This window comes from Bradyrhizobium sp. 6(2017), from assembly GCF_011058295.2.
Taxonomy (GTDB): domain Bacteria; phylum Pseudomonadota; class Alphaproteobacteria; order Rhizobiales; family Xanthobacteraceae; genus Bradyrhizobium; species Bradyrhizobium septentrionale.
The window spans coordinates 5128944-5153832 of the sequence record NZ_CP049289.2; the positions used below are offsets into that span (position 1 = coordinate 5128944).

Sequence of the window (24889 nt, forward strand, 5' to 3'; positions counted from 1 at the left end):
TCGCCCATAAGGTGAGGCTATCCTCGCGCCATCGCGAACGACAAGCCCGCGCTGACGCGGGGCTCATCTGCACTGACGCGATAAGCAATTCGGCCTACCGCTGCGCACAAATCGTGGTGCGAAAGCCCGATCCGGCCTGTCGGAGCCGTTGACTTCGGCAATGCCGATCGCCCACGCTTGTGTGAAGGAAATTGGGGGGAGGCTGGGTGGACGAAAAGCGCAGGCATCCGCGAACCGAGGTCAATGAACCCGGCTACGTCTCATCGGGCGGTTCGGTCATGCATTGCACGATCGTGAACATTTCGCCGGAGGGAGCCGCGATCGAGGTCGAGAATCCGGCCTTCGTCCCGCATCGCTTCCGCCTGGTGATGGCCAAGGACGCCTCTGTTGTCTACGAGTGCCAGGTGGTCTGGAGCAAGAAGACGCGGATCGGACTGAGCTTCGTGACGCCGACCTGAGCGCGGTGCGCTGCAAATCCCGGCCCCGACGTCCTGGATCGCCCGGGTTTCGTTGCTGGAACAACTGGTGGTGTGCCGATGACTCCGGAACCTGCAACGATCTGCCTCGGCTGCTGGCAAAACCTGCATATGCCGATTCCGCTGCGCGGCCCGTTGTCGGCGCCGTTCCGCCTGTTTGGCGTCAAGCCGAGCCGCATGAACCCGAACACCTGCACGCTCTGCGAGATGGCCTTCTCGAAGATCATGAAGGCGCGCGCCGTGACCATCGACGCCACCATCCTGTTCGCCGATCTGCGCGGCTACACCACGCTGACGCAGACCATCGCGCCGGACGGACTGACATCGCTGCTGGATGCGTTCTACGATGACTGCGCCGCAGCGATCTGGCGCTATGACGGCATTCTCAACAAGACGATCGGCGATGCCGTGTTCGCGATCTTCAATTTTCCGGTGCGGCGGGACGACCATGCGGTGCAGGCCTTGCTGGCCGCGCGCGACATCCAGCGCCGCTTCCAGGAAAGGCACGACGCGCTGGTGCGGACGATCGGCGCCGGCGACATCGAGATCGGCATCGGAATCGGGATGGACAGCGGGGACACCAATTTCGGTGAATTCGGCCAGACCCATCGCGACCTGACGGCGGTCGGCACCGTCGTGAACCGCGCCGCGCGCGCCCAGGCGGCGGCGAAATCCGGCGAGATCCTGGTCACGACGGCGGTGCGGGAACGAACCGGCGACATGATCACGGCAACCGGTTCCGATTACGCGCTGAAGGGCTTCGACCAGCCCGTCAGATTGTTTCCTGCGTGAATTGACGCGGCGCAAAAAAAACGACGGCTCCAGCGCGAAACTCCGCGCCGAAGCCGTCGGGGATGGTCGCTTGCCGATTACGAACGCGGCTTCAACGCGAGGCCGGCGGCTTCGTTCCAGGCCGTCTGAAAAATCTTTCGCAACCGGCGTCAGCGCCACATGCCGCGCATCCGGGCTCCGATGTCGATCGGCGGCGCGCGGCTGGCGGACGCGGTCTGCGCGGCGGCGGCGCGCGGCCAGGTGGTCCGCTCGAACATCGGCAGCAGCCGTTCCGGGATGAAACGGGTGCGCGAGGCGTACATGTGGCGGTCGCCCTTGGCAGCCTGGCCGTGGACGAAAAAGCGCTGCGGCACCAACAGGTGCAGATCGTCCTTGGCGCGGGTCATGGCGACATAGAGCAGGCGGCGCTCCTCCTCGAGTTCCGCCGATGTGCCGGCGCCGAGATCGGAGGGCATGCAGCCATCGACGACATTGAGCACGTAGACCGACTTCCATTCCTGCCCCTTGGCGGAGTGGATCGTCGACAGGATCAGGTAATCCTCGTCGAGCAGCGGCACGCCGGCCTGGTCGCTGGTTGCGTCCGGCGGATCGAGTGTGAGTTCGGTGAGGAAGCGTTCGCGTGACGGATAGCCGGCGGCGATCTGCTCTAGCTGGATGAGGTCGGCGCGGCGGACCTCGCTGTCCTCGTGGATGCGGTCGAGATGCGGCTCGTACCAGTGGCGCGCGCGTTCGATGTCAACAGGCCATTCCGAATAGCGGAGGTTCTCGATGGCCTCGACGAACAGCCGCCAGTCGGCACCGGCGCGGGGCGGGGCGGGCAGTGCTGCGAGCGCTGCGATCGGATCGGCGGCCTCGGCCATGCGGTCGAGCACGCGCTGCGCCGAGGCCGGCCCGACGCCGGGCAACAGATGCAGGATCCGAAAGCCAGCGACCCGGTCGCGCGGATTGGCGGTGAAGCGCAGCAGCGCCAGCATGTCCTTGACATGCGCTGCGTCGAGGAATTTGAGGCCGCCGAATTTCACGAACGGAATATTGCGGCGGGTCAGCTCGACCTCCAGCGGTCCGCTATGCGAGGAGGTACGGAACAACACCGCCTGGTGCTTGAGCAGCGCGCCTTCTTCGCGGTTGGCCAGCACCTGCTCGACGATGTAGCGCGCCTGATCGGCCTCGTCGCGGATCGTGACGAGCAGCGGCTTGCGGGTCGAGGTGCGGTCGGTCCACAGGTTCTTGGTGAAGCGTTCCTTGGCGAGCGAGATCACGCCATTGGCGGCCGACAGGATCGGCTGCGTCGAGCGATAGTTGCGGTCGAGCGTGACGATCTCGGCAGCCGGGCTGAACTGCGACGGGAAGTCGAGGATGTTGCGCACGGTGGCGGCACGGAACGAATAGATCGACTGCGCATCGTCGCCAACCACGGTGAGCCCGTGCCCCCCAGGCTTGAGCGCAAGCAGGATGGAGGACTGCAGGCGGTTGGTGTCCTGATATTCGTCGACCATCACATGGTCGAAGCGGCCGCCGATCTCCTCGGCCAGCGCCGTGTCCGTCACCATCTGCGCCCAATAGAGCAGGAGGTCATCGTAATCGAGCACGTTCTGCCGTTGCTTGGCTTCGACATAGGCCGCGAACAACTGCTTCAATTCGCTGGCCCAGCCTGCGCACCAGGGGAAGAACTGACCGAGCACGGTCTCGATCGGCATCTCTGCGTTCAAGCAGCGCGAATAGATCGCAAGGCAGGTACCCTTGGTGGGAAACCGGCCTTCGGTGCGGGAGAAACCGAGGTCGTGGCGGACCAGGTTCATCAAATCGGCGGAGTCCTCACGATCATGGATCGTGAAGGCCGGCTCGAGGGCGATGCGTTCGGCGAATTCCCGCAGCAGCCGCGCGCCGATGCCGTGGAACGTGCCGGCCCAGCTTAGCGCATCGGTCATGATGGAGGCGCGATCGCCGAGCACGCGCCGAGCGATGCGCTCGACGCGGCCGGCCATCTCTGAGGCGGCGCGCCGCGAAAAGGTCATCAGCAGGATGCGGCGGGGATCGGCGCCCGCGACGATCAGATGCGCGACGCGATGGGCGAGCGTGTTGGTCTTGCCGGAGCCCGCGCCCGCGATCACCAGCAGCGGGGCGCCGACGATGCAATCCTTGCCGACCCCGTGCTCGACCGCACGGCGCTGCTCGGAATTGAGCGCATCGAGATAGGCTGTGTTGGCAAGTTCAGGCACGAATCACCCCCACAAAACGCTAACAGACATTGCGATTCAGTGGAGCCGATGCACCGGGGCGGATGCAGAGAAATTAGATTGACATTAACGCGGCGCGGCGCACAACCGCGCCATGGGTGACGTATCCAAATCCGACACGCCGCTGAAGGCGACGTTCAAGGTGCGGCTGAACGGCGAGACGGTGACGCTTGCGACCGTCGGTCAGGCCTACCGCTTCATCAGCAATCTCAGCGCCGTCGAATGGATGGAATTCCGCTCGCTGCATGACGAGGCTTTGGTTGCGCTGGAGAGGGCGGCCGGGAACGCCATGCTGACGGTGCAAGCAACCAACGCGTTGCGGACGCTGTTCGTCCGCGCAAAATTGCTTTGAAAGAAAATGGGCCGCCTTGGCCTTCCTTTGGCCTTCCGAGGCGGCCCTAGATTAGCGGCCGTAGCGCAATCCGCATCCGGCCGTCGCGTGTACCGCCGTTACCTTGTTTGCGGCCATAACGAACAGCGACTTACGAGACCACCGCCGATTCGGCTGTAGCCGCCGCACCACAATCAGGGGCCGACGTCGTCGACGAGGCGGTCATACACCAGGGCGGACCGCAGGTTCATGGTCGCGATCTTCAGATAGCCCGGTTCGCGCATGGCGTTGTTGAACATCATGATCGCCGTCTTCCAGTAACCCCGCTCGCGCTGATCGATATTCAGCGTCGACAAATAGTCCGCGGCGTCGCCGACGGTCGCGAGCGTTCGCCCGTTTTTCAGCGCGATCGGGAACGCTAGTGGCGATCGCTTCTCCAGCTCCAGCACGTAAGGCTCCCCCAAGCAAAGCAGCGATAAAGACAAAGCAGCAACGACAGAAACAGAACTAGCTGCGCCGCTATATCAAAGCCTTAAGGGGGTGTCCGGCCCGGTCGGGATGGGCAGCTCAGAAAGAGTCCGCCAGCGCGATCTCGGCCCTGAGGGCATCGATGCGCCGTTCGGCTTCCTCGGACGTCAGGTCGCGCGCGTACTGGTTCGGCTGATACGCCTCCTCGGCAAGGTTCCTCAGCCGCAGCGCCTGGGCACGGGTCATCAGCCCGCCAAGGCGCTCCGCAACCCCGCCAAACCTTACCGCTGCCATGCTCATTGCCTACCTCGTTTGCTGGATCGTGACTTGACAGTATGTTCTATTTTTGTTCTAACAAGCCATGGACAACAAGATCAATGAAATTCGTCGGAGGATCAGCACCTTGCGGGCTGAAATGACCCTGATCGAGGCGTCGATCCGGGATCAGATCACCGCGACCTCGATTGCAGCGAGGCGTCATGCCGGCTGATGGCGATGCGGGCCGAAGTGGCTGAGCTCATTGGTCGATGGAAAGCCTCCGGCGGCGGCGACCGCCTCCCGACAGTGCGGGAGCGGCTGAGCCGAAGCTTTGCGGACCGCCCTGTTGCGACCAGTCAAGCCGACCCCCGTCAACTCGAAGAAGGGCACGCCCAAGCCGGCCCACAGCAACGCGAAGGTTTGATCGACCTGCCCGAGCTGGAGGGCGCGCCTCAGACCGGCTTGAGCCCAAATCTGGTTTCGAGGCGGGAACCGGAGCCACGGATGGGCATTTTCTTGTGGTGAGAGCCAATTCCATAGCATCGTCCAGCGCCATGATCGCCGATCCGACCGCGCCACCGCGGGCATCGATGAATGACGATCGCAGCCCGTTGCTGACGCTGATTTCCTGTATCAGCTGCATCAGGACGATGCGGCTTGAGAGCAGCCACCCGGGCACCGAGGGCAGGGATATTCTCCAGTACCGCTGCGAGCAGTGCAGCCGCATCGAGCGGGTGCAATTGGTGCGGCGAAGCTGGCCGGCAGAACGCTAGCCCTTGGTTTTTTGAGCTATTGGATTTTCGAACTAGGAGTGCGCTTTTGCCTTTGGTCTGAGCGCAACGTCCCGCGCGGCGGAATCGAACTCCTCCACAGCGCCTGCGGACGGGTTGCCCATGACGCCGCCCGAGCCTTGTCCGGTCAGTTTCGAGAGTTCGCGGCTGAGATCATGGATGCGGTACGGCTTGCGCAGGACGGGAAAGTCGGACCTCACGTCGCGTGCACTCTTGCTGTAACCGGTCGTCAGCAGGATCGGCAGCTCGGGCTTCCTGTCCCGGATCGCGCGCGCCAGCTTCAGCCCATCCATCCTGCCGGGCATCACGATGTCGCTGAACACCACATCGACCCCGTTGGCGTCGATTTCCGATAGGGCAGCTTCTGCGTTCGACGCCCAGCGCACGGTGTAGCCGAGCTGTTCGAGGAGGCCCGTGCTCGCATCGGCGACAGCGGGATTGTCCTCGATCAGCAGGACGATTGCGGAGCCGCGCACGCTGTGGTCCGCGGTCGTACGCTTTGCGGCAGCGGTCCCGCGGGGCAGGTAGATGCTGACCGTCGTGCCCTTGCCGAGCGTGCTTGCGATCTCGACCCGGCCGTCGGCCTGGTGCGCAAAACCGTGGACCTGGGACAGTCCGAGGCCGGTCCCTTTGCCGACCGGCTTGGTGGTGAAGAACGGGTCGAAGACCTTGCTCAGCACGTCCCCGGGAATGCCTTCGCCGGTATCGGCCACGCTGACGGCGACCTCGACGGTCTCGGGTACGTTGCGGGCCGAAACGGTCAGCGTACCGCCATTAGCCATCGCGTCCCGTGCATTGACCACAAGGTTGATCAGCGCGGTCTCAAACTCGTTCGGGTCGACGAACACCGTCCAGAGATCCGCCTGGATCTCCATGTTCAGCTTGATCGCGCCGCCGAGCGCGCTGCTCAGGACCTCGCGCACCGCGGCGATCCTGTCGGCGACGTCGACGGTCTGCGGATTGACGCTCTGACGGCGCGCGAAGGTGAGCAGCTGGCTGGTCAGGGAGGCGGCACGCTCGGAGGCGGTGTCGATCGCGCTGAGCGCGAGCTGGCCGCGCTCGCTCGTCACCTCGCGCTTGATCCGGTGCAGATTGCCCGAAATGATCATCAGCAGGTTGTTGAAATCGTGCGCGACGCCGCCGGTCAATTGACCGAGCGCATCCATCTTCTGCGACTCCGCCAGCTGGCGCTGCACCAGTTCGAGCTTCTGTTGCGCCTCACGCCGCTCGGAAATGTCCCGTGTGATCTTGGCAAAGCCGACCAGGCTGCCGTCGCTGTCGCGGATCGGATCGATCACGACGCTGGCCCAGAAGAACGAGCCGTCCTTGCGGACCCGCCAGCCATCCTCCTCGTAGTGCCCGGTGTCTTCCGCGATCTTGAGCGCGCGGGCCGGCTTGCCCGCCGCCTGGTCGGCCGGCGTATAGAACCGCGAGAAGCTCTTGCCGATGATCTCGTCTGGCGAATAGCCCTTGATGCGCTCGCCGCCGGCGTTCCAGTTGGCGACGATGCCGGCCGGCGTCAGCATGTACAGGGCGTAGTCGGTGACGTTGCTCACCAGCAGGCGGAACTGGCTTTCGCTGGCATCGAGATCCGCGCGCGCTTGCTGCCGCTCGGTGATGTCGCGGGTGACCATGGCGTAGCCGACCAGCTTGCGCTTCTCGTAAATCGGGTCGATGACGACAGAGGCGTGGAATTGCGATCCGTCCTTGCGAACGCACCAGCCCTCCGCCGCGGCATGCTTTTCCGTCCGCGCCATCTGCAGGGCCTTGGCGGGAAGGCCGCATGCGCGATCCTCAGCGGGATAGAGGACCGAGAAGTGCTTGCCGAGGATGGCTTTGGCCGAATAGCCCGTGATGCGCGCGGCGCCCTTATTCCAGTTGGTCACCCGTCCATCGGGAGCGAGCATGCAGATCGCGTAGTCGATCACGCCTCCGGCTAACAGCCGAACGTCGCGCTCGCTGTCGAAAATGCCGCGCTTGAGTCGATCCGATTTCTTAACCATCACAAATCCTGCCATCGGCCGGAACGTTTCGGAGAGGCGAATGTTCCAATGCGATCACATGCGACCGTGAGGACCAGGCAATACGAACGGCTTACGCCGCTTTGCGAAGAAGTTCCAATCCGCGTTGGAACTTTAGGTTCCATTAGCGATTAAGCTACTCGCTTTGCGTCACAAATGGCGGTTTTGGCGTTTTCCCGCTTGAATTGAACACGGGCAGTCATTCTTATGGTCACACTGGCTTTTCCGAGTCTCTCGACAGGGGGCCAGCGCGTAGGGGAAATTCCATGACCGATCTCGGTTCGCCGCCTCGTCCCCGTGCCGATACCCGCCGCGCCCAATCATCCAACGGAAGCCTCGATTCCTCGCACGACCTGCTGCAATCCCTGCAGGCGATGCGCGGCGGCGACTTCTCGGTTCGGATGCGTGGCGACTATCTCGGGATCGACGGCAAGATCGCCGACGCCTTCAACGAAATCGCCGCGGCGAACGAGCGCATGGCGCAGCAATTGGCGCGCGTCGGACAGGTCGTGGGCCGCGAGGGGCAGACCCGCCAGCGCGTCAATTTCGGCCTCGCCAGCGGCGCCTGGGCCGATATGGAAAGCTCGGTCAATACGCTGATCGACGATCTCTTGTGGCCGACCCGCGAGGTCACGCGGGCGGTCGCCGCGGTGGCGCAGGGCGACCTGCTGCAGACCGTGCAGCTCGACGTCGAGGGCAGGCCGCTGCGCGGCGAATTCCTGCAGTCGGCGAACATCGTCAACACGATGATCAAGCAACTCTCGGTATTCACCTCGGAGGTCACGCGCGTGGCCCGCGAAGTCGGCACCGAGGGCAAGCTCGGCGGCCAGGCCCAGGTGCCGGAAGTGACCGGCGTCTGGAAGGACCTGACCGAGAGCGTCAACTCGATGGCCAACAATTTGACCGGCCAGGTCCGCAACATCGCCGAGGTGACGATCGCGGTCGCCAATGGCGACCTGTCCAAGAAGATCACGGTCGACGTCCGCGGCGAGATCCTGCAGCTGAAGGAAGCCATCAACACGATGGTCGATCAGCTCCGCTCGTTTGCCTCGGAAGTGACGCGCGTGGCGCGCGAGGTCGGCACCGACGGCAAGCTCGGCGGCCAGGCCATCGTGCCCGGCGTCGCCGGCACCTGGAAGGATTTGACCGACTCGGTGAACGCGATGTGCGGCAACCTGACCGCCCAGGTCCGCAACATCGCCAACGTGACCACGGCGGTGGCGCGCGGCGACCTGTCACGCAAGATCACGGTCGACGTCAGCGGCGAGATCCTCGAGCTGAAGGACACCATCAACACGATGGTGGACCAGCTCAACTCGTTCGCCTCGGAAGTGACGCGCGTGGCGCGCGAGGTCGGCACCGAAGGCAAGCTCGGCGGCCAGGCGCAGGTGCCCGGCGTCGCCGGCACCTGGAAGGACCTGACCGACAACGTCAACTTCATGGCGTCGAACCTGACCGCGCAGGTCCGCAACATCGCCGACGTCGCGACCGCGATCGCCGGCGGCGACCTGTCGAAGAAGATCACGGTGAACGTGTCGGGCGAGATCCTTCAGCTGAAGGAAACCCTCAACACAATGGTCGACCAGCTCAACGCCTTCGCGTCGGAAGTGACGCGCGTGGCGCGCGAGGTCGGTACCGAAGGCAAGCTCGGCGGCCAGGCCAACGTGCTCGGCGTCGCCGGCACCTGGAAGGACCTGACCGACAACGTCAACTTCATGGCGTCGAACTTGACCGCGCAGGTACGCAACATCGCCGGCGTCACCACCGCGGTCGCCAATGGCGACCTGTCGAAGAAGATCACGGTGGACGTGCGCGGCGAAATCCTCGAGCTGAAGGACACCATCAACACGATGGTGGACCAGCTCAACGCCTTCGCCGGCGAAGTGACGCGCGTGGCGCGCGAGGTCGGCACCGAAGGCAAGCTCGGCGGCCAGGCCGAGGTGCGCGGCGTTGCTGGCACCTGGAAGGATCTGACCGACAGTGTCAACTCGATGGCCTCGAACCTGACCGCGCAGGTCCGCAACATCGCGGAGGTTGCGACCGCGGTCGCGAAGGGCGACCTGTCTAAGAAGATCACGGTGAACGTGTCGGGCGAAATCCTTCAGCTGAAGGAAACGCTCAACACCATGGTCGACCAGCTCAACGCCTTCGCCGGCGAAGTGACGCGCGTGGCGCGCGAGGTCGGCACTGACGGCAAGCTCGGCGGCCAGGCCGAAGTGCCCGGCGTCGCCGGCACCTGGAAGGATCTGACCGACAGCGTCAACTCGATGGCCGGTAACCTCACGGCACAGGTCCGCAACATCGCCGAGGTCGCGACCGCGATCGCCGGCGGCGACCTGTCGCGCAAGATCACGGTCGACGTGCGCGGCGAGATTCTTCAGCTGAAGGAAACGCTGAACACGATGGTCGACCAGCTCAACCGCTTCGCGGGCGAGGTGACGCGCGTGGCGCGCGAGGTCGGCACCGACGGCAGCCTTGGCGGCCAGGCCAACGTGCCCGGCGTCGCCGGTACCTGGAAGGATCTGACCGACAGCGTCAACTCGATGGCCGGCAATCTCACGGCGCAAGTCCGCAACATCGCGGAAGTGACGACCGCCGTGGCGCGCGGCGACCTGTCACGCAAGATCACGGTCGACGTGAAGGGCGAAATCCTCGAGCTGAAGAACACCATCAACACGATGGTCGACCAGCTCAACGCCTTCGCCGGCGAAGTGACGCGCGTGGCGCGCGAAGTCGGCACCGAGGGCAAGCTCGGCGGCCAGGCTGAAGTGCCCGGCGTCGCCGGCACCTGGAAGGACCTGACCGACAACGTCAACTTCATGGCGTCGAACCTGACCGCGCAGGTCCGCAACATCGCCGAGGTCGCGACCGCGATTGCCGGCGGCGACCTGTCGAAGAAGATCACGGTGGACGTGCGCGGCGAGATCCTGCTGCTCAAGGACACCCTGAACACGATGGTCGAGCAGCTGCGCTCCTTCGCCGCCGAAGTGACGCGCGTGGCGCGCGAGGTCGGCACCGAGGGACGGCTGGGCGGCCAGGCCGTGGTGCCCGGCGTCGGCGGCACCTGGAAGGACCTCACCGACAACGTCAACCTGCTGGCCGCGAACCTGACCACGCAGGTCCGCAACATCGCCGAGGTGACCACCGCTGTGGCGCGCGGCGACCTGTCGCGCAAGATCACGGTCGACGTGAAGGGCGAGATCCTCGAGCTGAAGAACACCATCAACACGATGGTCGACCAGCTCAACGCCTTCGCCGGCGAGGTGACACGCGTGGCGCGCGAAGTCGGCACCGAGGGCAAGCTCGGCGGCCAGGCCGAGGTGCGCGGCGTCGCCGGCACCTGGAAGGATCTCACCGACACCGTCAACGTCATGGCGGCGAACCTGACCGAGCAGGTGCGCGGCATCGTCAAGGTGGTGACCGCGGTCGCCAACGGCGACCTGAAGCAGAACCTGACGGTGAAGTCGAAGGGCGAGGTGGCCGCGCTCGCCGACACCATCAACAACATGACCGAGACGCTCGCGACCTTCGCCGAGCAGGTCACCAGCGTGGCGCGCGAGGTCGGCGTCGAGGGACGGCTCGGCGGTCAGGCCAACGTGCCCGGCACCGCCGGCACCTGGAAGGATCTGACCGGCAACGTCAACCTGCTGGCGGCGAACCTGACCTCCCAGGTGCGCGCGATCGCGGAAGTAGCGACCGCCGTGACCAAGGGCGACTTGACGCGCTCGATCCAGGTCGACGTACGCGGCGAGGTCGCCGAGCTCAAGGACAACATCAACACGATGATCGGCAACCTCCGTCTCACCACGGAGCGCAACACCGAGCAGGACTGGCTGAAGACCAATCTGGCGCGCTTCACCAACATGCTGCAGGGCCAGCGCGATCTTGCGACCGTCGGCCGTCTGCTGCTGACGGAGCTGGCGCCGCTGATCAACGCGCATATGGGCGTGATCTACCAGGTCGACAATCCCGAGAATGCGCAGCTGCGGCTGTTGTCGGCCTATGCCAGCGACAGCAGCAACCCGCATCCGCAAATCGTCCAGTTCGGCGAGGGATTGATCGGTCAGTGCGCGCTCGACAAGCGGCAGCGCTTTGTCTCCGATATTCCCGGCGATGCGGTGCCGATCAATTCGGCGTTGATGCGGGTCATGCCGAAGAACCTCGTCGTGTTCCCGGTGCTGTTCGAGAACCAGGTCAAGGCGGTGATCGAGCTGTCCTCGATCTCCTCGTTCACGACGTCGCAGATCACCTTCCTCGAACAGCTCACCGACAGCATCGGCATCGTGCTCAACAGCATCGAGGCGACGATGCAGACCGAGGCGCTGCTCAAGCAGTCGCAACAGCTCGCCGGCGAGCTGCAGACCCAGCAGAAGGAATTGCAGCAGACCAACGATCAGCTCGAGCAGAAGGCCCAGCAGCTCGCCGAGCGCAACGTCGACGTCGAGCGCAAGAACCAGGAAATCGAGCAGGCGCGGCGCGCGCTGGAAGAGAAGGCGACCGAGCTGTCGCTGACCTCGAAGTACAAGTCCGAATTCCTCGCCAACATGTCGCACGAGCTGCGGACGCCGCTGAACTCGATCCTGATCCTTGGCCAGCAACTCACCGAGAATCCAGACGGCAATCTGACCGGCAAGCAGGTCGAGTTCGCCCGCACCATTCATGGTGCCGGCACCGACCTGTTGAACCTGATCAGCGACATCCTCGATCTCTCCAAGATCGAGTCCGGCACGGTGACAGTCGATGCCGAGGAAATTCTGACGTCGAGCCTGCTTGAGACGGTAGGACGGCCGTTCCGGCACGAGGCGGAGAACCGGCATCTCGCCTTCAGCATCGATGTCGACGCCAATCTTGCGCGCAGCATGGTCACCGACTCCAAGCGGCTGCAGCAGGTGCTGAAGAACCTGCTCTCGAACGCGTTCAAGTTCACCGCGGAGGGCGGTGTCAGCCTGACGGTGTCGGCCGCGCTCGGCGGCTGGAGCGCCGAGCATCCGATCCTCAACGCGGCGCCCGCCGTCGTTGCGTTCGAGGTGTCGGATACCGGCATCGGCATTCCCCAGGAGAAGCAGAAGCTGATCTTCGAGGCGTTCCAGCAGGCCGACGCCGGCACCAGCCGCAAATATGGCGGCACCGGTCTTGGCCTTGCCATCAGCCGCGAGCTGGCGGGCCTGCTTGGCGGCGAGATCCATCTGCGCAGCGCACCAGGCAAGGGCTCGACCTTCACGCTCTATCTGCCGCTCAAATATGCCGGACCGTCGGCCGGGCTGCGCCCGCAGGCTCAGCCGCTACAGATGCCGCACACCACGGCACCGTCGCTGCAGGCAGCGGGCACGCAGGAGCGTGTGATCGAGCAGCTTCCGGATGACCGGCTCAATCTCGAGCCCGGCGACACCATCCTTTTGATCGTCGAGGACGATCCGCATTACGCGCGCGTCCTGATCGATCTGGCGCGCGACAAGGGCTTCAAGGTTCTGGTCGCAGCCCGCGGCGCCGAGGCGCTCGATCTCGCCAAGCAGTTCCAGCCGAGCGCGGTCTCGCTCGACGTCTTCCTGCCGGACATGCTGGGCTGGACCGTGCTGAGCCAGCTCAAGCACAATCCACTGACCCGTCACATTCCGGTCCAGATCATTACGCTCGACGAGGACCGGCAACACGCGCTGGCCCGCGGCGCCTTCTCCTTCGTCAACAAGCCGACCACGACCGAAGGCGTCAGCGCAGCGCTGTCGCAGATCAAGGAATACGCGAGACCCCGCCGCAAGCGCCTGCTGATCGTGGAGGATAATGCGGCGGAACAGCTCAGCATCACCGAGCTGCTCGGGCACGAGGATATCGAGATCGTGACCAGCGGCACCGGGGCAGGGGCGCTCTCGACGCTGCGCGAAAATCCGTGCGACTGCGTCGTGCTCGATCTACGGCTGCCCGACATGAGCGGTTTCGAGGTGCTGGATCAGATCCGCCAGGACGAAATGCTCTCCAATATTCCCGTTGTCGTGTTTACGGGCCGGGAACTTTCGGCCGAGGAAGACGCGGAACTGCACACGATGGCGCGCAGCATCGTCGTCAAGGGTGTGGAATCGCCGGAACGGCTGCTCGATGAAACGTCACTGTTCCTGCACCGTGTGATCACGGAATTGCCCGTCGAAAAACAGAGAATGCTGGAGAAGCTCAACAGTTCCGATGAGGATCTGATTGGCAAGACGGCGCTGCTGGTCGACGACGACGCCCGCAACATCTTCGCGCTGTCGAGCGTGCTGGAACGGCGCGGTATGAAGGTGTTGACCGCGACAACGGGTCATGAGGCGATCTCGCTGGTCGAATCCAACCCGAAGATCGCGATCGTGCTGATGGACATCATGATGCCGCAGATGGACGGTTACCAGACCATCGGCGCTATCAGGCAAAATCCCGCCTTTTTGCGGTTGCCGATCATTGCGCTGACCGCGAAGGCGATGAAGGGCGACCGCGAGAAATGCCTGGAGGCAGGCGCGTCCGACTATCTGGCGAAACCCGTCAACACCGAGCAACTGCTGCTGGCGATCCGCATGTGGCTGCACCGCTGATCGGCGATCGAATATGATGGACCATGAAAAGGTAAACATCCTTCTGGTCGATGACCAGCCGGCCAAGCTGCTGGCTTATGAGGTGATCCTGAAGGAGCTCGGCGAAACGCTTGTCGCCGCATCGTCGGGCCGCGAAGCGCTCGAATTCCTGCTCAAGAACGAAGTCGCGGTCATCCTGGTCGACGTCTGCATGCCCGAGCTCGACGGCTTCGAGCTCGCAGCGATGATCCGCGAGCATCCGCGTTTCCAGAAGACCGCGATGATCTTCATCTCGGCGATCCAGGTCAGCGATATCGACCGGCTGCGCGGCTACGAGATGGGCGCGGTCGATTACGTGCCGGTGCCCGTCGTGCCCGAGGTGCTGCGGGCGAAGATCCGCGTGTTCGCCGAGCTCTACCGCAAGACCCGCCAGCTCGAACGCCTCAATTCCGAGCTCGAGGACCGTGTGCGCGCGCGCACCGCCGAGCTCGAGCAGTCGACCACGCGGCTGGTCGAAAGCGAGGCGCGCCGCAGCATGGCGATTGCCGCCGGCAAGATGGGCTCGTGGGACTGGGATTGGGTCAACGGCGACTGGATGTGGGACGAGGGGCAATACAAGATCTTCGGCGTTGACCCGAAATCCTTCGCGCTGACCTCCGACAATATCCAGGCGCTGTTTCACCCCGACGATGTCGAAGAACTACGGCAAGCCTGGGCCGGGTTCGGTGACGGGCAGACGTCGTATGAAGCCGAATTCCGCGTCATGCGGCCGGACGGCGAGGTGCGCTGGTGTGTCGGCACGGCTGCGGCGACCAGCGACAGGAATGGCAGGGTGGTGCGGGTCAGCGGCGTCACCGTCGACATCACCGATCGCAAGAAGGCCGAGGAACGGCAGACCCTCCTGACCCGCGAGGTCGACCATCGCGCCAAGAACGCCCTCGCGCTGGCGCAATCGATCGTGCGGCTGACGCGCGCGCAGAACGTCACCGCCTATGTGCGGGCGGTCGAGGGCCGCATCACGGCGCTGGCGCGCGTCCATACTGTGTTGTCGCTGTCGAGCTGGCAGGGCGCCGAAGTCCGCCGGCTAGTGACCGAGGAGATCGCGCCCTATTCCGAGGCCGGGCAGATCCAGATCGCCGGCGGCGAGGTGCAGTTGCAGCCCGCGACCGCACAGACGCTGGCGTTGGCGCTGCATGAGCTCGTCACCAACTCCGCGAAATACGGCAGCCTGTCGGTGTTGTCGGGCCGGCTCGCGATCACCTGGGAAGTGCACGACGAGACGCTGATCCTGGCTTGGGTGGAATCCGGCGGGCCGCTGGTGACCAAACCGAAGCAGAAAGGTTTCGGCACGCGAAGCGTGATCGCCAGCATCGAGACCCAGCTCGGCGGACGGGCCGACTTCGACTGGCGCGCCGAAGGCCTAATATGCCGGCTCACGGTTCCTCTCAAGCCGCCGCTTGGAGAGACGCCGGCGTTTCGCGAGCCGTCGGCAGCCGAGCGCAAGCCTGTGGTCATTTCCAGAGCCGTGTAGCGCAACTCGCGAAGCGCGCGTCGATTGATGTGACGACGTCTCCCCAACGGACATTGATGCGACGACATTGTGAACGCGGCCGGCGGTCGAATTGCGCTATGAGCAGCACGACTGACAGGGACATCGCGCGAGGAGCTTATGCGTAAGGCCAATCTTGCCGGCGTCAGCGTTGCCGCCGTTATCCTCGCAGCCATCAGCATCACGCGATCGGGCGCCGAACCCGTGCTCAGAGGTGCCGAGGCCTTTGGCGACTGGCAGCGCGACAAGCCCGGCACGGTGCGCCTGATCACACCGCAGGACCTGCCCAGGCCGGGCGCAACGGCCTCCAGCAGCAATTCGTCGCGCGTCGTGCAGCGACCCACCTCGGCGGTGCTGCAGGTGCCGGGAGGGTTCAAGATCGAGTTGTTTGCAAGCGGGCTGAACGGGCCGCGGATCATCCGGACTGCGCCCAATGGCGATATCTTTGTCGTGGAGACCAGCTCCGGCCGCATTCGTATCCTGCGCGGCGCCGACGGCGCCACCAAGCCTGCGACCAATGACGTCTACGCAACCGGATTGAACCGGCCGTTTGGCATCGCGTTCTTTCCAAGCGGCGACAATCCGCAATGGCTCTATGTCGCCAATACCGACAGCGTCGTGCGCTTTGCCTACCGCAACGGTGACCTCAAGGCGTCGGGAAAGCCCGAGACCATCGTCGCAAATCTTCCGCACGGCTACGACCATTTCACGCGCGACATCGTGTTCACGCCCGACGACAAGCGGATGCTGGTATCGGTCGGCTCTGCCGGCAACGCAGGCGAGGGTCTTGGCCGGCCTCCGGATGGCATCGAGGCCTGGAGCCGCGACCACGCACTTGGCGCGGCCTGGGGGGCCGAGACCGACCGCGCCGCGGTGCTCGCCTTTGATCCTAACGGCAAGAACCAGAAGCTGTTCGCCACGGGAATCCGCAACTGCGTGGGCCTCGCTATCCAGCCCGGAAGCGGCACGCCGTGGTGCTCGACCAACGAGCGCGACGGCCGCGGCGATAACCTCGTTCCCGACTATGTAACGCGGGTCCGCGAGGGCGCGTTCTATGGCTGGCCGTGGTACTACATCGGCGCCAATGAAGACCCGGCGCATGCCGGCGCGCGACCCGACCTCAAGGACAAGGTGACGGTGCCCGACGTCCTGCTGCAGGCCCACTCGGCCTCGCTCGGCTTGACCTTCTACACCGGCAGCAGCTTTCCGCCTGAATATCGCGGCGATGCCTTTGCGGCCGAACACGGTTCGTGGAATCGGTCGAAGCGTACCGGCTACAAGGTCATCCGCATCAGGCTGAAGGACGGGGTGCCGACCGGCGAGTACGAGGATTTCGTCACAGGCTTTGTCATCGGCGACAATCAGGTCTGGGGCCGACCGGTCGGGGTGACCGTGGCGCGTGACGGCGCGCTGCTGGTCTCGGAAGACGGCAACGGCACGATCTGGCGCGTTAGCCACGAATAGCGGTTCGATAGTCAGTCAGCCGCTGCGGCACCGGCAGCTATCCCAGTCCATCCTTGAGGCCGTATTCCTCGTAGATGGTCAGCGGATCGGTATCCGGAAACAACCGGCACTTGGCCTGCGCAAGATGCAGCGTGACGGCGCCGGCTTCACATCTCGAGGTCAGGATTTTCCGGACATCCTCCATATGCGCGCGCGGCTGATGTTTCGACGGCAGCTGCTCGAGCGCGACCAGCGCCGTGGCCAGGGCCTCCGTGACCACCCAATCGTCGTGTCCGGTAATTCCCTTTCGCGGCATCACCACACCCTCCGTAGCACCGGCTGCGACATTGTAGCGCGAGATGGGTGGGGGCTGTCATCAGCCAACATGGGCAGGCGGCGGGGGAACCGGTTCGAGTTGGGCCTGCGCTTTGCGCGGCGTCTCGACATCGTCGTGGAGGCCGCACGGCTCGATCGCCGGCGCCTGCTGTCATGGATCGTCGCCTGGACCGGCTTGTCGGCGGCCTGGTTTCTCGGTGACGGCGATCCGTTGGCCGAGATCGACCTTGCGATCGCACCGCTTGCCGCCGCCGAACTCGACCGAACAGGCTAGCGTTTGTGGAAGCTTACGCGGCCATCGCGGCGGTGGTCAGTGAAACACTGAGAATCCGCCACTTCGAGGTGTCGAAGAAGTAGGCGGCCTTGATGTGCGCGGAGGCTGAATCAGGGGCCTGAATCACCGTGTGGAATTTCCGCGTCCCATCACTCAGCGAAATCCGGAATGTCTGCATTGGTCATACCTCCACGCGCGGATGCTGCGGCAAGGAGGGTTAATATCCGGTTGCCATTGACGGAGCGTGCGCATCGCGCTCGCTTCCTACGCGGTTGCTTTCCTAAGTCGACGCCGATGTCGGGCATTGCCGCTTCAAGGATGCCCCCGAGGCTGTCGCGAGGCGGATCGCGGAGTTCATCCGCGAGACATGATCGCGCGTGTGCTAGGCCGAGGGCAGGCTCGCGATTTCGCTGAGGCGACTTTCAGCTTCGCCAAGTCTGGCTCGCGATCGCGGCAACTGAGAGCACAACGGGAAGGGACGGCCGTAGGTCACGTGACGTCACCGGCCGTCAGAACGGCAGCCGCCGCGAAACCGATCTCGACGCCCGCAAATCTGAGGTGATGAGACAGTCGCGTGGAACATGAGATGGTCGTCTGATGGAAAGAGAGTGGCTTCATTGCCGAACAATACAGCGACGACATTGAAATTCCTGGCACCGTCGGAGCAGCTAGCCGCAAATGGTCGCCGTTTCAACGGCTCTATGGCCGAACGAATTTCGTAAAATGCCGGGCGCCAACAGGATGACGAAGAGAGCGCTATGATCTCCATGTGTGTGCGCAAGGCGCACACACATGGATCGGATCGGCCTTAAGCGATCCCGCTATCTTTGCAAAAGCTGCATGATATGGAGCATCGCGAGGAGGCCGAGCCGAGGTTTCGCATGCTTGATCAACTCCAGAGTGCGGTCCACGTCTTCGGACCGACGATGCCGTCGACCTTCAAGGGGTTACCATCGAAATCAACACCGAATCCCTGGAACGCTTTCACCGCGGCCTCAGTGAGCGGGCCGAAATCGCCGTCAACGGGCCCAGGATCAAGATTGGGGTCCGAGAAGGATTTGAGTATATCCTGCAGGAGTCTCACGCCACTACCCTTCGAGCCCTTCTTGACCGTGTCGGGCGTTAGCCTGTGCCAAGTTTGCTGACCCACGATGCCGTCAATGACCAGGGGAAATGAGAAGGCGTTGAAATGCCCCACGGAGCGATCATTCTGATAACTCCTGACGGCAAAGTCGGTCACATGACCAAAGATGCCGTCGTCTGTTCCGACGGCGAGGTAATATCTTTCGATCAAGGCTTTCTGTGCCTTCTTAACCGCATCACCTTTCGAGCCTAACTTGATGATAGGATCGGCCATAGCAATCACTCCATTGGTTACAGGTGCAATGATTGGTATTTTAGCCAACTTAAGCGCGTATAATACGCGTCTACTATCTTAGCGTGGGGACGAACGATCTACAACCTTCAGCTAACGGGCCGATCGCAAGCACGTGGTGGTGTGCCGAATCTAGACGCCGGTTTGTGGGTGAGGGAAGAAATGGCGAGCTCTGATCCAACAAGACAGTCTCCTGCCCAAACGGTCTGCTGCCCATGTTGGCACCTGCGCACATCGAGAGGCGACGCACGAGTGCGGACGGCTTCAGATGTGCGAAGTGCGCCGCCGCCTATCGGCTAGTTGTGGCGAACGGAGACGTAAACTAGACGACCCTAAGAATTCACGACCTGGCTGGAAGCACAGCCATATGTCTCTCGCAACCGTTGAAGCAGCACGCCCTCCGTTTGGCGCTGTTCGAATTCATCACCTGCAAGCCACTCATCAATCGTTCGCACGCGCCCGAACTGAGCACGGAAGCCCGACTCATGCTCCCAAATGGTGCCCCACATAGAGATCGTGCCGATTGCAAGAGCTACTGCACTTCGCTGGTCGGCGGACGGAAGCAGCGGAGGCGACCGCCACATCCTGGCGAGCTCTCTTCGTGCTGATGCGCTCGCAAGGAAGCTATTGACCAAGTCCTTGGTCTTGAGCGCAAACACACCGGCATGACCGCCACGGCTCAAATTGCCACCGGACATCGGTTCTTCAGGGTGCCAATGGCGCCAGCTGTGGGGGCCAAACAGGTTCCCGCCCCAAGAGACAACCCAATACCGGTGGCCTACAATCTCGCCGACAGCAAAGCTCATGCAGGTTCCTTTTCTGGAACTTTCGTCGGGGCCGCAGGGACACCCGGCGGTTCAGGGTTGATCACGGGCTCATTCAAAGGGACGACTTCATGTCGCCGAAGAGGTTCACCGATATCGGGTTCCATCGCTATTGCCTACTTGTTCCGCTAATGCGGAAAAAGTTGTCAAACTGGGTTGGTTCTTAAAAATTACTCCGCAAATCTCGTGCCAAATATGTTGTATTAAATGGTAACGATTTGAGGCGATAGGTCAAGCAGTGACGCCATCCGCGGCATGCCGGTGCTTGCGATCTGGGGCGAAGCCGATGGCACGTTGCACGCCGAACAATTCCTGCCGCCGTTTTCCGCGATCTTCCCCGCGGCGCGGGTCCAGCCTCTCGCGGGCGTCGGGTATTGCTGCTTCGACCTGATCGTGGAGTTCATCCGGCAGACCTGACAGCACGTCGATCAACGAGGGCACGGAGTTCCACGAGAGCACGGACGACAACTCCGGAGCCCGGTTGTGCCTCGGACGACACTCGCGTCGAGGCCATCTCGCTGCTAACCTTTCGGCATTACTTTCAGCTCCGGAAGGAGATTTTGTGACCACCTACATTGGAACGCTCGGCGACGACAACCACACGGCCGCTGCTGGTGAGGACGTCCTTTACGGTCTGGACGGCAACGATACGCTCGCCGCGACGATGACCGGGAGCGTTGTCTATGGCGGCAATGGCAACGACAGTCTCAGTTCGAGTTCTTTTCATAACGACACTGTCTATGGTGGCGAAGGCAATGACACGCTTTCCGGCTACGACGCCACCTTAACGGGAGATGGCGGCGACGACTCGATCCAGGCGTCGGGGGCATCGCCTACGGTGGCGAAGGCAATGATATAATCTCAACGGGCTGGGATGGTTTTTTCGACACGGGTCGCGCTTATGGCGGCCTCGGTAACGACACCATCACTGGACACGGCTCCGCGATCGACGGCGGTGGCGGCGACGACACGATCGGTGACGGGCCCATCGGCCTAAGCGGCCTCATTGTCATCCAGGGTGGCGACGGAAACGACGCGATCATCATCAGCGGGTCTGGGTCATCCAACGAAACCGTGATGGCCTACGGAGGACAGGGCAACGACAGCATCTACGGCGGACAATCTGCGGACATCCTCATCGGTGATCAGGGCGTCGACCTCCTCGAAGGCAATGCGGGCAACGATTATCTCTACATGCCTTCCGGCGGCGGCACCGCCTATGGCGGCGACGGCAACGACGTCGCCGTCGGCTCCAACGCCTACGACGTTCTGATTGGCGATGCCGGCGACGATACCGCCTACGGCTACGAAGGTAACGACTACCTCTACGGCGGGGCCGGCAACGACGTGATGTATGGCGGCGACGGCACAGATGTGCTGTTGGGCGGCGCCGGAAACGACTATTTCGATGGCGGCGCCGGCGTGAATTACTATTTCGGCGGAAACGGCGGCGGTCCGGGCACCGGCGTGGGCAACGACACCTTCGTTGTCACCGACGTTCCCGGGGTGCAGGTCGTGCAGGACTGGACGCCGGGCTTGGACGTCGTGCAATTGAACGGCTCCGGCTTCGCGTCCTTCGCCGACGTGCTCTCGCACTCATATCAGAACGGCGCTTACTTCGTGGTCCAGATTGATGCCGACACCGCGATCTGGCTGAACGGTGCAACGGCAGCTACGGTCACGGCGGCGAACTTCAACATCGTGAGCTAGCGGACCGCTGATCGATCACGCCAACAACAGGATCACGTTGCATCTGGCCGAGAGCTCACCGGCGCGTTGGCGTTGTGCCGGCCGGCGCCTCCTGCTGCGCTGATACTCGCCGGCGACCACCGGACATCGGCGACGACCCGGCCATCATTCGGAGCAGTGCGATCCGGCCCTGGCTTTTCTCCCCAGCCGCCGGGATCGCGCTTGCGAAGCAGGGGGCCCGATGAAATAGTACGCATTTTAAGGTTGCATTCGGGGGTATTTATGACGGTTGTCAGCGACTTCACCGCAATTTTGTCCGGCAACTCATGGTGGGGCAATTCGGTTTCGGGAGCGTCGCTTCCTGGCAGGCCTGCATTCGTCAGCTTTTCGTTCGACACAACCATTTCGGCGGCCGAGCTTGCTTCGTCAGATACCCAGGCCTTCAAGAACAGCCTTCGACCCTTTACCGAGGACGAGAAGGCCGTCGCGCGGGCGGCGTTGCAACAATGGGCGGCCGCAAGCGGTCTGGTTTTTCTCGAGGTGCCCGCAGGTCTCGGCGATATCCGATTCACGACGGCAGATTTCTCTACCGACCCCAAATACGCCATTTACAGCGGATTTGGGTATTACCCGAACGTATCGATCAACTACGACTACGACAATCAAATCGGCGGCGACGTGTTCGTCCAGTATGGCCGCGTCGCTATCGGGCTAATGCTGCATGAAATCGGACACGCGATCGGCTTCAAGCATCCGTTTGATGGCGATCCGACGCTGACGCCGAGTCTCGACGATAAATCCCAGACGGTGATGAGCTATACCGGTACGCAACCGACGCACCTCGGACCGCTGGACCTTCAAGCGGTTGCATACCTGTACAATGGACCAGGCACCGGCGGATCCCAGGATTCAGCCTGGCAATGGACCGGCTACGCCACACTCATTCAGGTCGGGACGGGCGGTAACGACATCTTTCGCGGCTTCAATACGGGTGACGTTATCTCGGGAGCCGCTGGCGACGACGTTGCCATGCTCAACGACGGCAACGATCAGATGTTCGGTGGCCTCGGCAACGACAGCATCCACGGTGATGCGGGCAACGACCTGCTGTCGGGCGACGACGGCAACGATACTCTGTTCGGCGATGCCGGGAATGACGCATTGCGGGGCGGGGCGGGAGCCGACGTGCTCTACGGAGGCGACGGCCTCGATGTGATCGACGCCGGATCGGGCAACGATGTCGTCTATGGCGGTGCAGGTGACGACACACTCACGGGCGGCGACGGAAACGATGTCCTCCAGGGCGACGCCGGCACCGACTTTTTCAATTTCTCCGCGCCCCGGGCGGCCTACAGCATTTCGATCTATGGTGGCACCACCGTGGTCGTCGATGGCGTCGACGGCACGGATACGGTCTACAGCGGGGAGTATCTGAATTTCGCTGACGGCAATTATGCCGTCGGCGGCCTGGTGGCCAACACGCTGTTTTCCCCGGTCGATCCCTCGGGGCCGGCAACGAACGACCTTCTCTACGGCGGCGCGGGCAACGACACCCTGGCAGGCGGGGCTGGAGCTGACGTTCTGGTCGGGCTGGCCGGCAACGACACGGCTTACGGCGGCACCAGCAACGACTACTTCTATGGCGGCGACGGCAACGACGTGTTCTCCGGCGGCGCCGGGGTCGACGTCCTTGTGGCCGGCAACGGCAATGACGTCGCCTATGGTGGCGACGATCAGGACTACCTCTATGGCGGCGCCGGTAACGATGTTCTGGTTGGCGGCGGCGGCGTCGACGTGCTGCTTGGCGAAACCGGCGACGACTACCTATACGGCGGAGACGGTGGTGACTATTTCTACGGTGACGTCGGCAACGACACCGGCTTCGGCGGAGGCGGCAACAACATCTTCGTGATGGCGGCAGGCAACGACGTCGCGACCGGTGAAGATGGTCAGGACTATTTTTACATGGGAGACGGCGACGACATCATGTACGGCGGCGCCGGCGTTGACGTCCTGCTCGGCGAGGCCGGAAACGACACATTCGATGGAGGCGCCGGAACTGACTACCTGTTCCTTGGCCCCGGCGGGAATGACAAGGTGCTGTTCAATGCGAATTCGGGCGTCGATGTCGTGAATGACTTCGAGGTCGCAAACGACCTGATCGCGCTTCAAGGAACGATGCTGACGAGCTTTGATCAAGTGCTCGCCGCTACGACGGACTACGGTTCGTTCTCCATTGTTACGGCCGACGCGAACACGGCCATTTGGCTGATCGGCGTGAACAAGAGCCAGCTCCTGGCAACGGACTTTACGTTCTCCTAGGGCGTTTTCGAGCGAAGTGGCTACCGGTTCGCGTGAAGAAAACGCGTCAAAACAAGAATCTGGAGCCTCGTTCCGATTCCATCGGAACAGGGAAAATGCCTCTACAGGGGCGGAATGCGGAAGCGCGTCATGCGCGCGCTCTCGCAGCGACAACCCGTCTAAGGGCCATCGATCTCCTGCTGTCTGACCAGATCTGTCATCAAGACGAGCAATTCACGGCCGAAACGATCGCCATCGATCGCCGATGGGTTGGCAAGCAGACCTTCCATCTTGTGGGTCCAATCCGGGCCGGCAGAGAAGCCGGCATAGGCCATCGACCAATCCGGGAAGCGCCGCGGTGTCGAAGGCCTGAAGGTCAGAAGGGTGATGTCCCGGTGCCTGACATCGCATTCGATCGCGTTGAAGATTTCCTCGACAGCAGCCCGCTCACCTTCGAGGACCTGGCAAAAATAACCCTCGCTGAAGAGCAGTGCGCCGGTCACGCCGAGCCTGGCATTCTTCGAGCGCGACTGCGCGAGTATGCTGCGAATGATCTCGCTCGCGGAACTGTCGCGCACATTGCTGTTGCTGCGACTGACATAGATTAACTCATGCTCGGATTGCGACATCGATAGGTGCCTCCGGAGGATTCGCGGCTCACATGAAAAGCGGCTGCGTCACGCCGGCGCACCGTACGGAAATCTGAAACAGTCGATCTTGATGGAAACCAACCGCTGACTTTTTGGCTGTTAGCGCGTTTCAACACCAAAATGGATTCCGGGGAACCACGGGGGAGTGGCGGAAGGGGGGGCCGGTCAACCGATTTGACATCGCAGTTCTTTTTGTCACAGCTGGATCAAAATCCACGGTCCCGGCTACGGACGCGCAACTGGCACCACGTGATTCGATGAGAATTTAGCCGCCCCAAGCCTTTCAACGTGTGCAACGCGCGCGCTGACGCAAAGCATCGCACTTCAGCCGCAAGGGGACTAGACGCGATCCCGTGTCGCCCAGACGAACAGCACAAACGCGACGACCACGCCCACCACGATCAACATCCAGTTCTGGCCTTCGAACCCAAGGATGTGGAATGGCTGTATTAGAAATTGCACCGGACGCCCCTTTTTAGGGCACAGTACGGTCTTTTAAGCCGGAAATATACTATTTGTGTATTTCTGTTCGAGCGAA

At 62.9% G+C, this 24889-nt stretch carries 23 protein-coding genes; 13 read left to right on the forward strand and 10 right to left on the reverse strand.

The window, feature by feature from the left end; all coding sequences use genetic code 11:
• Window positions 1–206: 206 nt before the first annotated feature.
• A complete protein-coding gene (locus G6P99_RS23935) occupies window positions 207–458 on the forward strand; it encodes a PilZ domain-containing protein (protein WP_029081849.1) in 252 nt (83 codons plus the stop codon).
• 78 nt (window positions 459–536) lie between these two features.
• Window positions 537–1268, forward strand: a complete 732-nt coding sequence (locus G6P99_RS23940; protein WP_035977103.1) for an adenylate/guanylate cyclase domain-containing protein — start codon at window positions 537–539, stop codon at window positions 1266–1268.
• A gap of 149 nt (window positions 1269–1417) precedes the next feature.
• On the opposite strand, the gene G6P99_RS23945 is transcribed toward G6P99_RS23940, so the two are convergent.
• Window positions 1418–3487, reverse strand: coding sequence for an ATP-dependent helicase (locus G6P99_RS23945; RefSeq protein ID WP_165123587.1), 2070 nt, complete (start codon window positions 3485–3487; stop codon window positions 1418–1420).
• Window positions 3488–3599: 112 nt separating this feature from the next.
• On the opposite strand from G6P99_RS23945, the gene G6P99_RS23950 reads away from it, so the two are divergent.
• The gene (locus G6P99_RS23950; RefSeq protein WP_029081847.1) at window positions 3600–3857 is read left to right on the forward strand and encodes a hypothetical protein; all 258 of its coding nucleotides are present in this window, start codon (window positions 3600–3602) and stop codon (window positions 3855–3857) included.
• 173 nt (window positions 3858–4030) lie between these two features.
• Here G6P99_RS23950 and G6P99_RS23955 read toward each other — a convergent pair whose 3' ends face one another.
• Window positions 4031–4285: a hypothetical protein gene (locus G6P99_RS23955; protein ID WP_029081846.1), complete on the reverse strand. Its 255-nt coding sequence runs from the start codon at window positions 4283–4285 to the stop codon at window positions 4031–4033.
• Between the two features lie 118 nt (window positions 4286–4403).
• Window positions 4404–4604, reverse strand: a complete 201-nt coding sequence (locus G6P99_RS23960; RefSeq protein WP_035977071.1) for a DUF3072 domain-containing protein — start codon at window positions 4602–4604, stop codon at window positions 4404–4406.
• Between the two features lie 61 nt (window positions 4605–4665).
• Between G6P99_RS23960 and G6P99_RS23965 the strand changes: the two genes are divergently transcribed.
• Both G6P99_RS23965 and G6P99_RS23970 read left to right on the forward strand, forming a co-directional pair.
• The gene (locus G6P99_RS23965) at window positions 4666–4794 is read left to right on the forward strand and encodes a hypothetical protein (RefSeq protein ID WP_256434667.1); all 129 of its coding nucleotides are present in this window, start codon (window positions 4666–4668) and stop codon (window positions 4792–4794) included.
• Between the two features lie 322 nt (window positions 4795–5116).
• Window positions 5117–5335: a hypothetical protein gene (locus tag G6P99_RS23970; protein WP_029081845.1), complete on the forward strand. Its 219-nt coding sequence runs from the start codon at window positions 5117–5119 to the stop codon at window positions 5333–5335.
• 32 nt (window positions 5336–5367) lie between these two features.
• Here G6P99_RS23970 and G6P99_RS23975 read toward each other — a convergent pair whose 3' ends face one another.
• Window positions 5368–7356: a hybrid sensor histidine kinase/response regulator gene (locus G6P99_RS23975; RefSeq protein WP_165123589.1), complete on the reverse strand. Its 1989-nt coding sequence runs from the start codon at window positions 7354–7356 to the stop codon at window positions 5368–5370.
• A gap of 284 nt (window positions 7357–7640) precedes the next feature.
• On the opposite strand from G6P99_RS23975, the gene G6P99_RS23980 reads away from it, so the two are divergent.
• From G6P99_RS23980 to G6P99_RS23990, 3 genes are all read left to right on the forward strand, one after another.
• Window positions 7641–13931 (forward strand): HAMP domain-containing protein, encoded by a 6291-nt coding sequence (locus G6P99_RS23980; RefSeq protein ID WP_035977066.1) that lies wholly within the window; start codon window positions 7641–7643, stop codon window positions 13929–13931.
• Window positions 13932–13947: 16 nt separating this feature from the next.
• Entirely contained in the window at window positions 13948–15441 is a 1494-nt protein-coding gene (locus G6P99_RS23985; RefSeq protein WP_035977064.1) for a sensor histidine kinase, read from the forward strand.
• Between the two features lie 138 nt (window positions 15442–15579).
• The gene (locus G6P99_RS23990) at window positions 15580–16923 is read left to right on the forward strand and encodes a PQQ-dependent sugar dehydrogenase (protein ID WP_029081842.1); all 1344 of its coding nucleotides are present in this window, start codon (window positions 15580–15582) and stop codon (window positions 16921–16923) included.
• A gap of 37 nt (window positions 16924–16960) precedes the next feature.
• On the opposite strand, the gene G6P99_RS23995 is transcribed toward G6P99_RS23990, so the two are convergent.
• Complete coding sequence (locus tag G6P99_RS23995; RefSeq protein ID WP_029081841.1) at window positions 16961–17218, reverse strand: hypothetical protein; 258 nt, start codon at window positions 17216–17218, stop codon at window positions 16961–16963.
• A 99-nt stretch (window positions 17219–17317) separates the two neighbouring features.
• Between G6P99_RS23995 and G6P99_RS24000 the strand changes: the two genes are divergently transcribed.
• Window positions 17318–17512, forward strand: a complete 195-nt coding sequence (locus G6P99_RS24000; RefSeq protein WP_371261183.1) for an aminoglycoside phosphotransferase family protein — start codon at window positions 17318–17320, stop codon at window positions 17510–17512.
• 13 nt (window positions 17513–17525) lie between these two features.
• Here G6P99_RS24000 and G6P99_RS24005 read toward each other — a convergent pair whose 3' ends face one another.
• The 3 genes from G6P99_RS24005 to G6P99_RS24015 form a co-directional block, all read right to left on the reverse strand.
• Entirely contained in the window at window positions 17526–17690 is a 165-nt protein-coding gene (locus G6P99_RS24005) for a hypothetical protein (RefSeq protein ID WP_165123591.1), read from the reverse strand.
• 711 nt (window positions 17691–18401) lie between these two features.
• A complete protein-coding gene (locus tag G6P99_RS24010) occupies window positions 18402–18869 on the reverse strand; it encodes a peptidoglycan-binding domain-containing protein (protein WP_051346402.1) in 468 nt (155 codons plus the stop codon).
• Between the two features lie 350 nt (window positions 18870–19219).
• On the reverse strand, window positions 19220–19693 hold the full coding sequence (locus G6P99_RS24015) for a hypothetical protein (protein WP_156928663.1): 474 nt from the start codon (window positions 19691–19693) through the stop codon (window positions 19220–19222).
• 273 nt (window positions 19694–19966) lie between these two features.
• Between G6P99_RS24015 and G6P99_RS24020 the strand changes: the two genes are divergently transcribed.
• From G6P99_RS24020 to G6P99_RS24035, 4 genes are all read left to right on the forward strand, one after another.
• Window positions 19967–20128: a hypothetical protein gene (locus G6P99_RS24020; protein ID WP_334261630.1), complete on the forward strand. Its 162-nt coding sequence runs from the start codon at window positions 19967–19969 to the stop codon at window positions 20126–20128.
• Window positions 20129–20273: 145 nt separating this feature from the next.
• Window positions 20274–20570 carry a calcium-binding protein gene (locus tag G6P99_RS24025; protein WP_029081837.1) on the forward strand — a complete coding sequence of 99 codons (297 nt, stop codon included), beginning with the start codon at window positions 20274–20276 and terminating at the stop codon, window positions 20568–20570.
• Window positions 20571–20788: 218 nt separating this feature from the next.
• Entirely contained in the window at window positions 20789–21421 is a 633-nt protein-coding gene (locus tag G6P99_RS24030) for a calcium-binding protein (RefSeq protein WP_165128965.1), read from the forward strand.
• Window positions 21422–21682: 261 nt separating this feature from the next.
• Window positions 21683–23722, forward strand: coding sequence for a hypothetical protein (locus G6P99_RS24035; RefSeq protein ID WP_051346398.1), 2040 nt, complete (start codon window positions 21683–21685; stop codon window positions 23720–23722).
• Between the two features lie 158 nt (window positions 23723–23880).
• Here the strand turns inward: G6P99_RS24035 and G6P99_RS24040 are convergent, their stop codons facing one another.
• Both G6P99_RS24040 and G6P99_RS24045 read right to left on the reverse strand, forming a co-directional pair.
• A complete protein-coding gene (locus tag G6P99_RS24040; protein ID WP_165123595.1) occupies window positions 23881–24330 on the reverse strand; it encodes a BLUF domain-containing protein in 450 nt (149 codons plus the stop codon).
• A 360-nt stretch (window positions 24331–24690) separates the two neighbouring features.
• Window positions 24691–24813 carry a hypothetical protein gene (locus tag G6P99_RS24045; protein WP_256375174.1) on the reverse strand — a complete coding sequence of 41 codons (123 nt, stop codon included), beginning with the start codon at window positions 24811–24813 and terminating at the stop codon, window positions 24691–24693.
• Window positions 24814–24889: the final 76 nt, after the last annotated feature.

Excerpts from the sequence above, each read along its gene's own strand:
- G6P99_RS23990 (WP_029081842.1), top strand. The coding sequence starts at position 15,580 with ATGCGTAAGGCCAATCTTGCCGGCGTCAGCGTTGCCGCCGTTATCCTC.
- G6P99_RS23985 (WP_035977064.1), top strand. The coding sequence starts at position 13,948 with ATGGACCATGAAAAGGTAAACATCCTTCTGGTCGATGACCAGCCGGCC.
- G6P99_RS23980 (WP_035977066.1), top strand. The coding sequence starts at position 7,641 with ATGACCGATCTCGGTTCGCCGCCTCGTCCCCGTGCCGATACCCGCCGC.
- G6P99_RS23975 (WP_165123589.1), bottom strand. The coding sequence starts at position 7,356 with ATGGTTAAGAAATCGGATCGACTCAAGCGCGGCATTTTCGACAGCGAG.
- G6P99_RS23950 (WP_029081847.1), top strand. The coding sequence starts at position 3,600 with ATGGGTGACGTATCCAAATCCGACACGCCGCTGAAGGCGACGTTCAAG.
- G6P99_RS24040 (WP_165123595.1), bottom strand. The coding sequence starts at position 24,330 with ATGTCGCAATCCGAGCATGAGTTAATCTATGTCAGTCGCAGCAACAGC.
- G6P99_RS24030 (WP_165128965.1), top strand. The coding sequence starts at position 20,789 with ATGGCCTACGGAGGACAGGGCAACGACAGCATCTACGGCGGACAATCT.
- G6P99_RS23940 (WP_035977103.1), top strand. The coding sequence starts at position 537 with ATGACTCCGGAACCTGCAACGATCTGCCTCGGCTGCTGGCAAAACCTG.
- G6P99_RS24005 (WP_165123591.1), bottom strand. The coding sequence starts at position 17,690 with ATGCAGACATTCCGGATTTCGCTGAGTGATGGGACGCGGAAATTCCAC.
- G6P99_RS23960 (WP_035977071.1), bottom strand. The coding sequence starts at position 4,604 with ATGAGCATGGCAGCGGTAAGGTTTGGCGGGGTTGCGGAGCGCCTTGGC.
- G6P99_RS23995 (WP_029081841.1), bottom strand. The coding sequence starts at position 17,218 with ATGCCGCGAAAGGGAATTACCGGACACGACGATTGGGTGGTCACGGAG.
- G6P99_RS23970 (WP_029081845.1), top strand. The coding sequence starts at position 5,117 with ATGATCGCCGATCCGACCGCGCCACCGCGGGCATCGATGAATGACGAT.
- G6P99_RS24015 (WP_156928663.1), bottom strand. The coding sequence starts at position 19,693 with ATGAGCTTTGCTGTCGGCGAGATTGTAGGCCACCGGTATTGGGTTGTC.
- G6P99_RS24010 (WP_051346402.1), bottom strand. The coding sequence starts at position 18,869 with ATGGCCGATCCTATCATCAAGTTAGGCTCGAAAGGTGATGCGGTTAAG.
- G6P99_RS23965 (WP_256434667.1), top strand. The coding sequence starts at position 4,666 with ATGGACAACAAGATCAATGAAATTCGTCGGAGGATCAGCACCTTGCGG.
- G6P99_RS24035 (WP_051346398.1), top strand. The coding sequence starts at position 21,683 with ATGACGGTTGTCAGCGACTTCACCGCAATTTTGTCCGGCAACTCATGG.
- G6P99_RS24020 (WP_334261630.1), top strand. The coding sequence starts at position 19,967 with ATGCCGGTGCTTGCGATCTGGGGCGAAGCCGATGGCACGTTGCACGCC.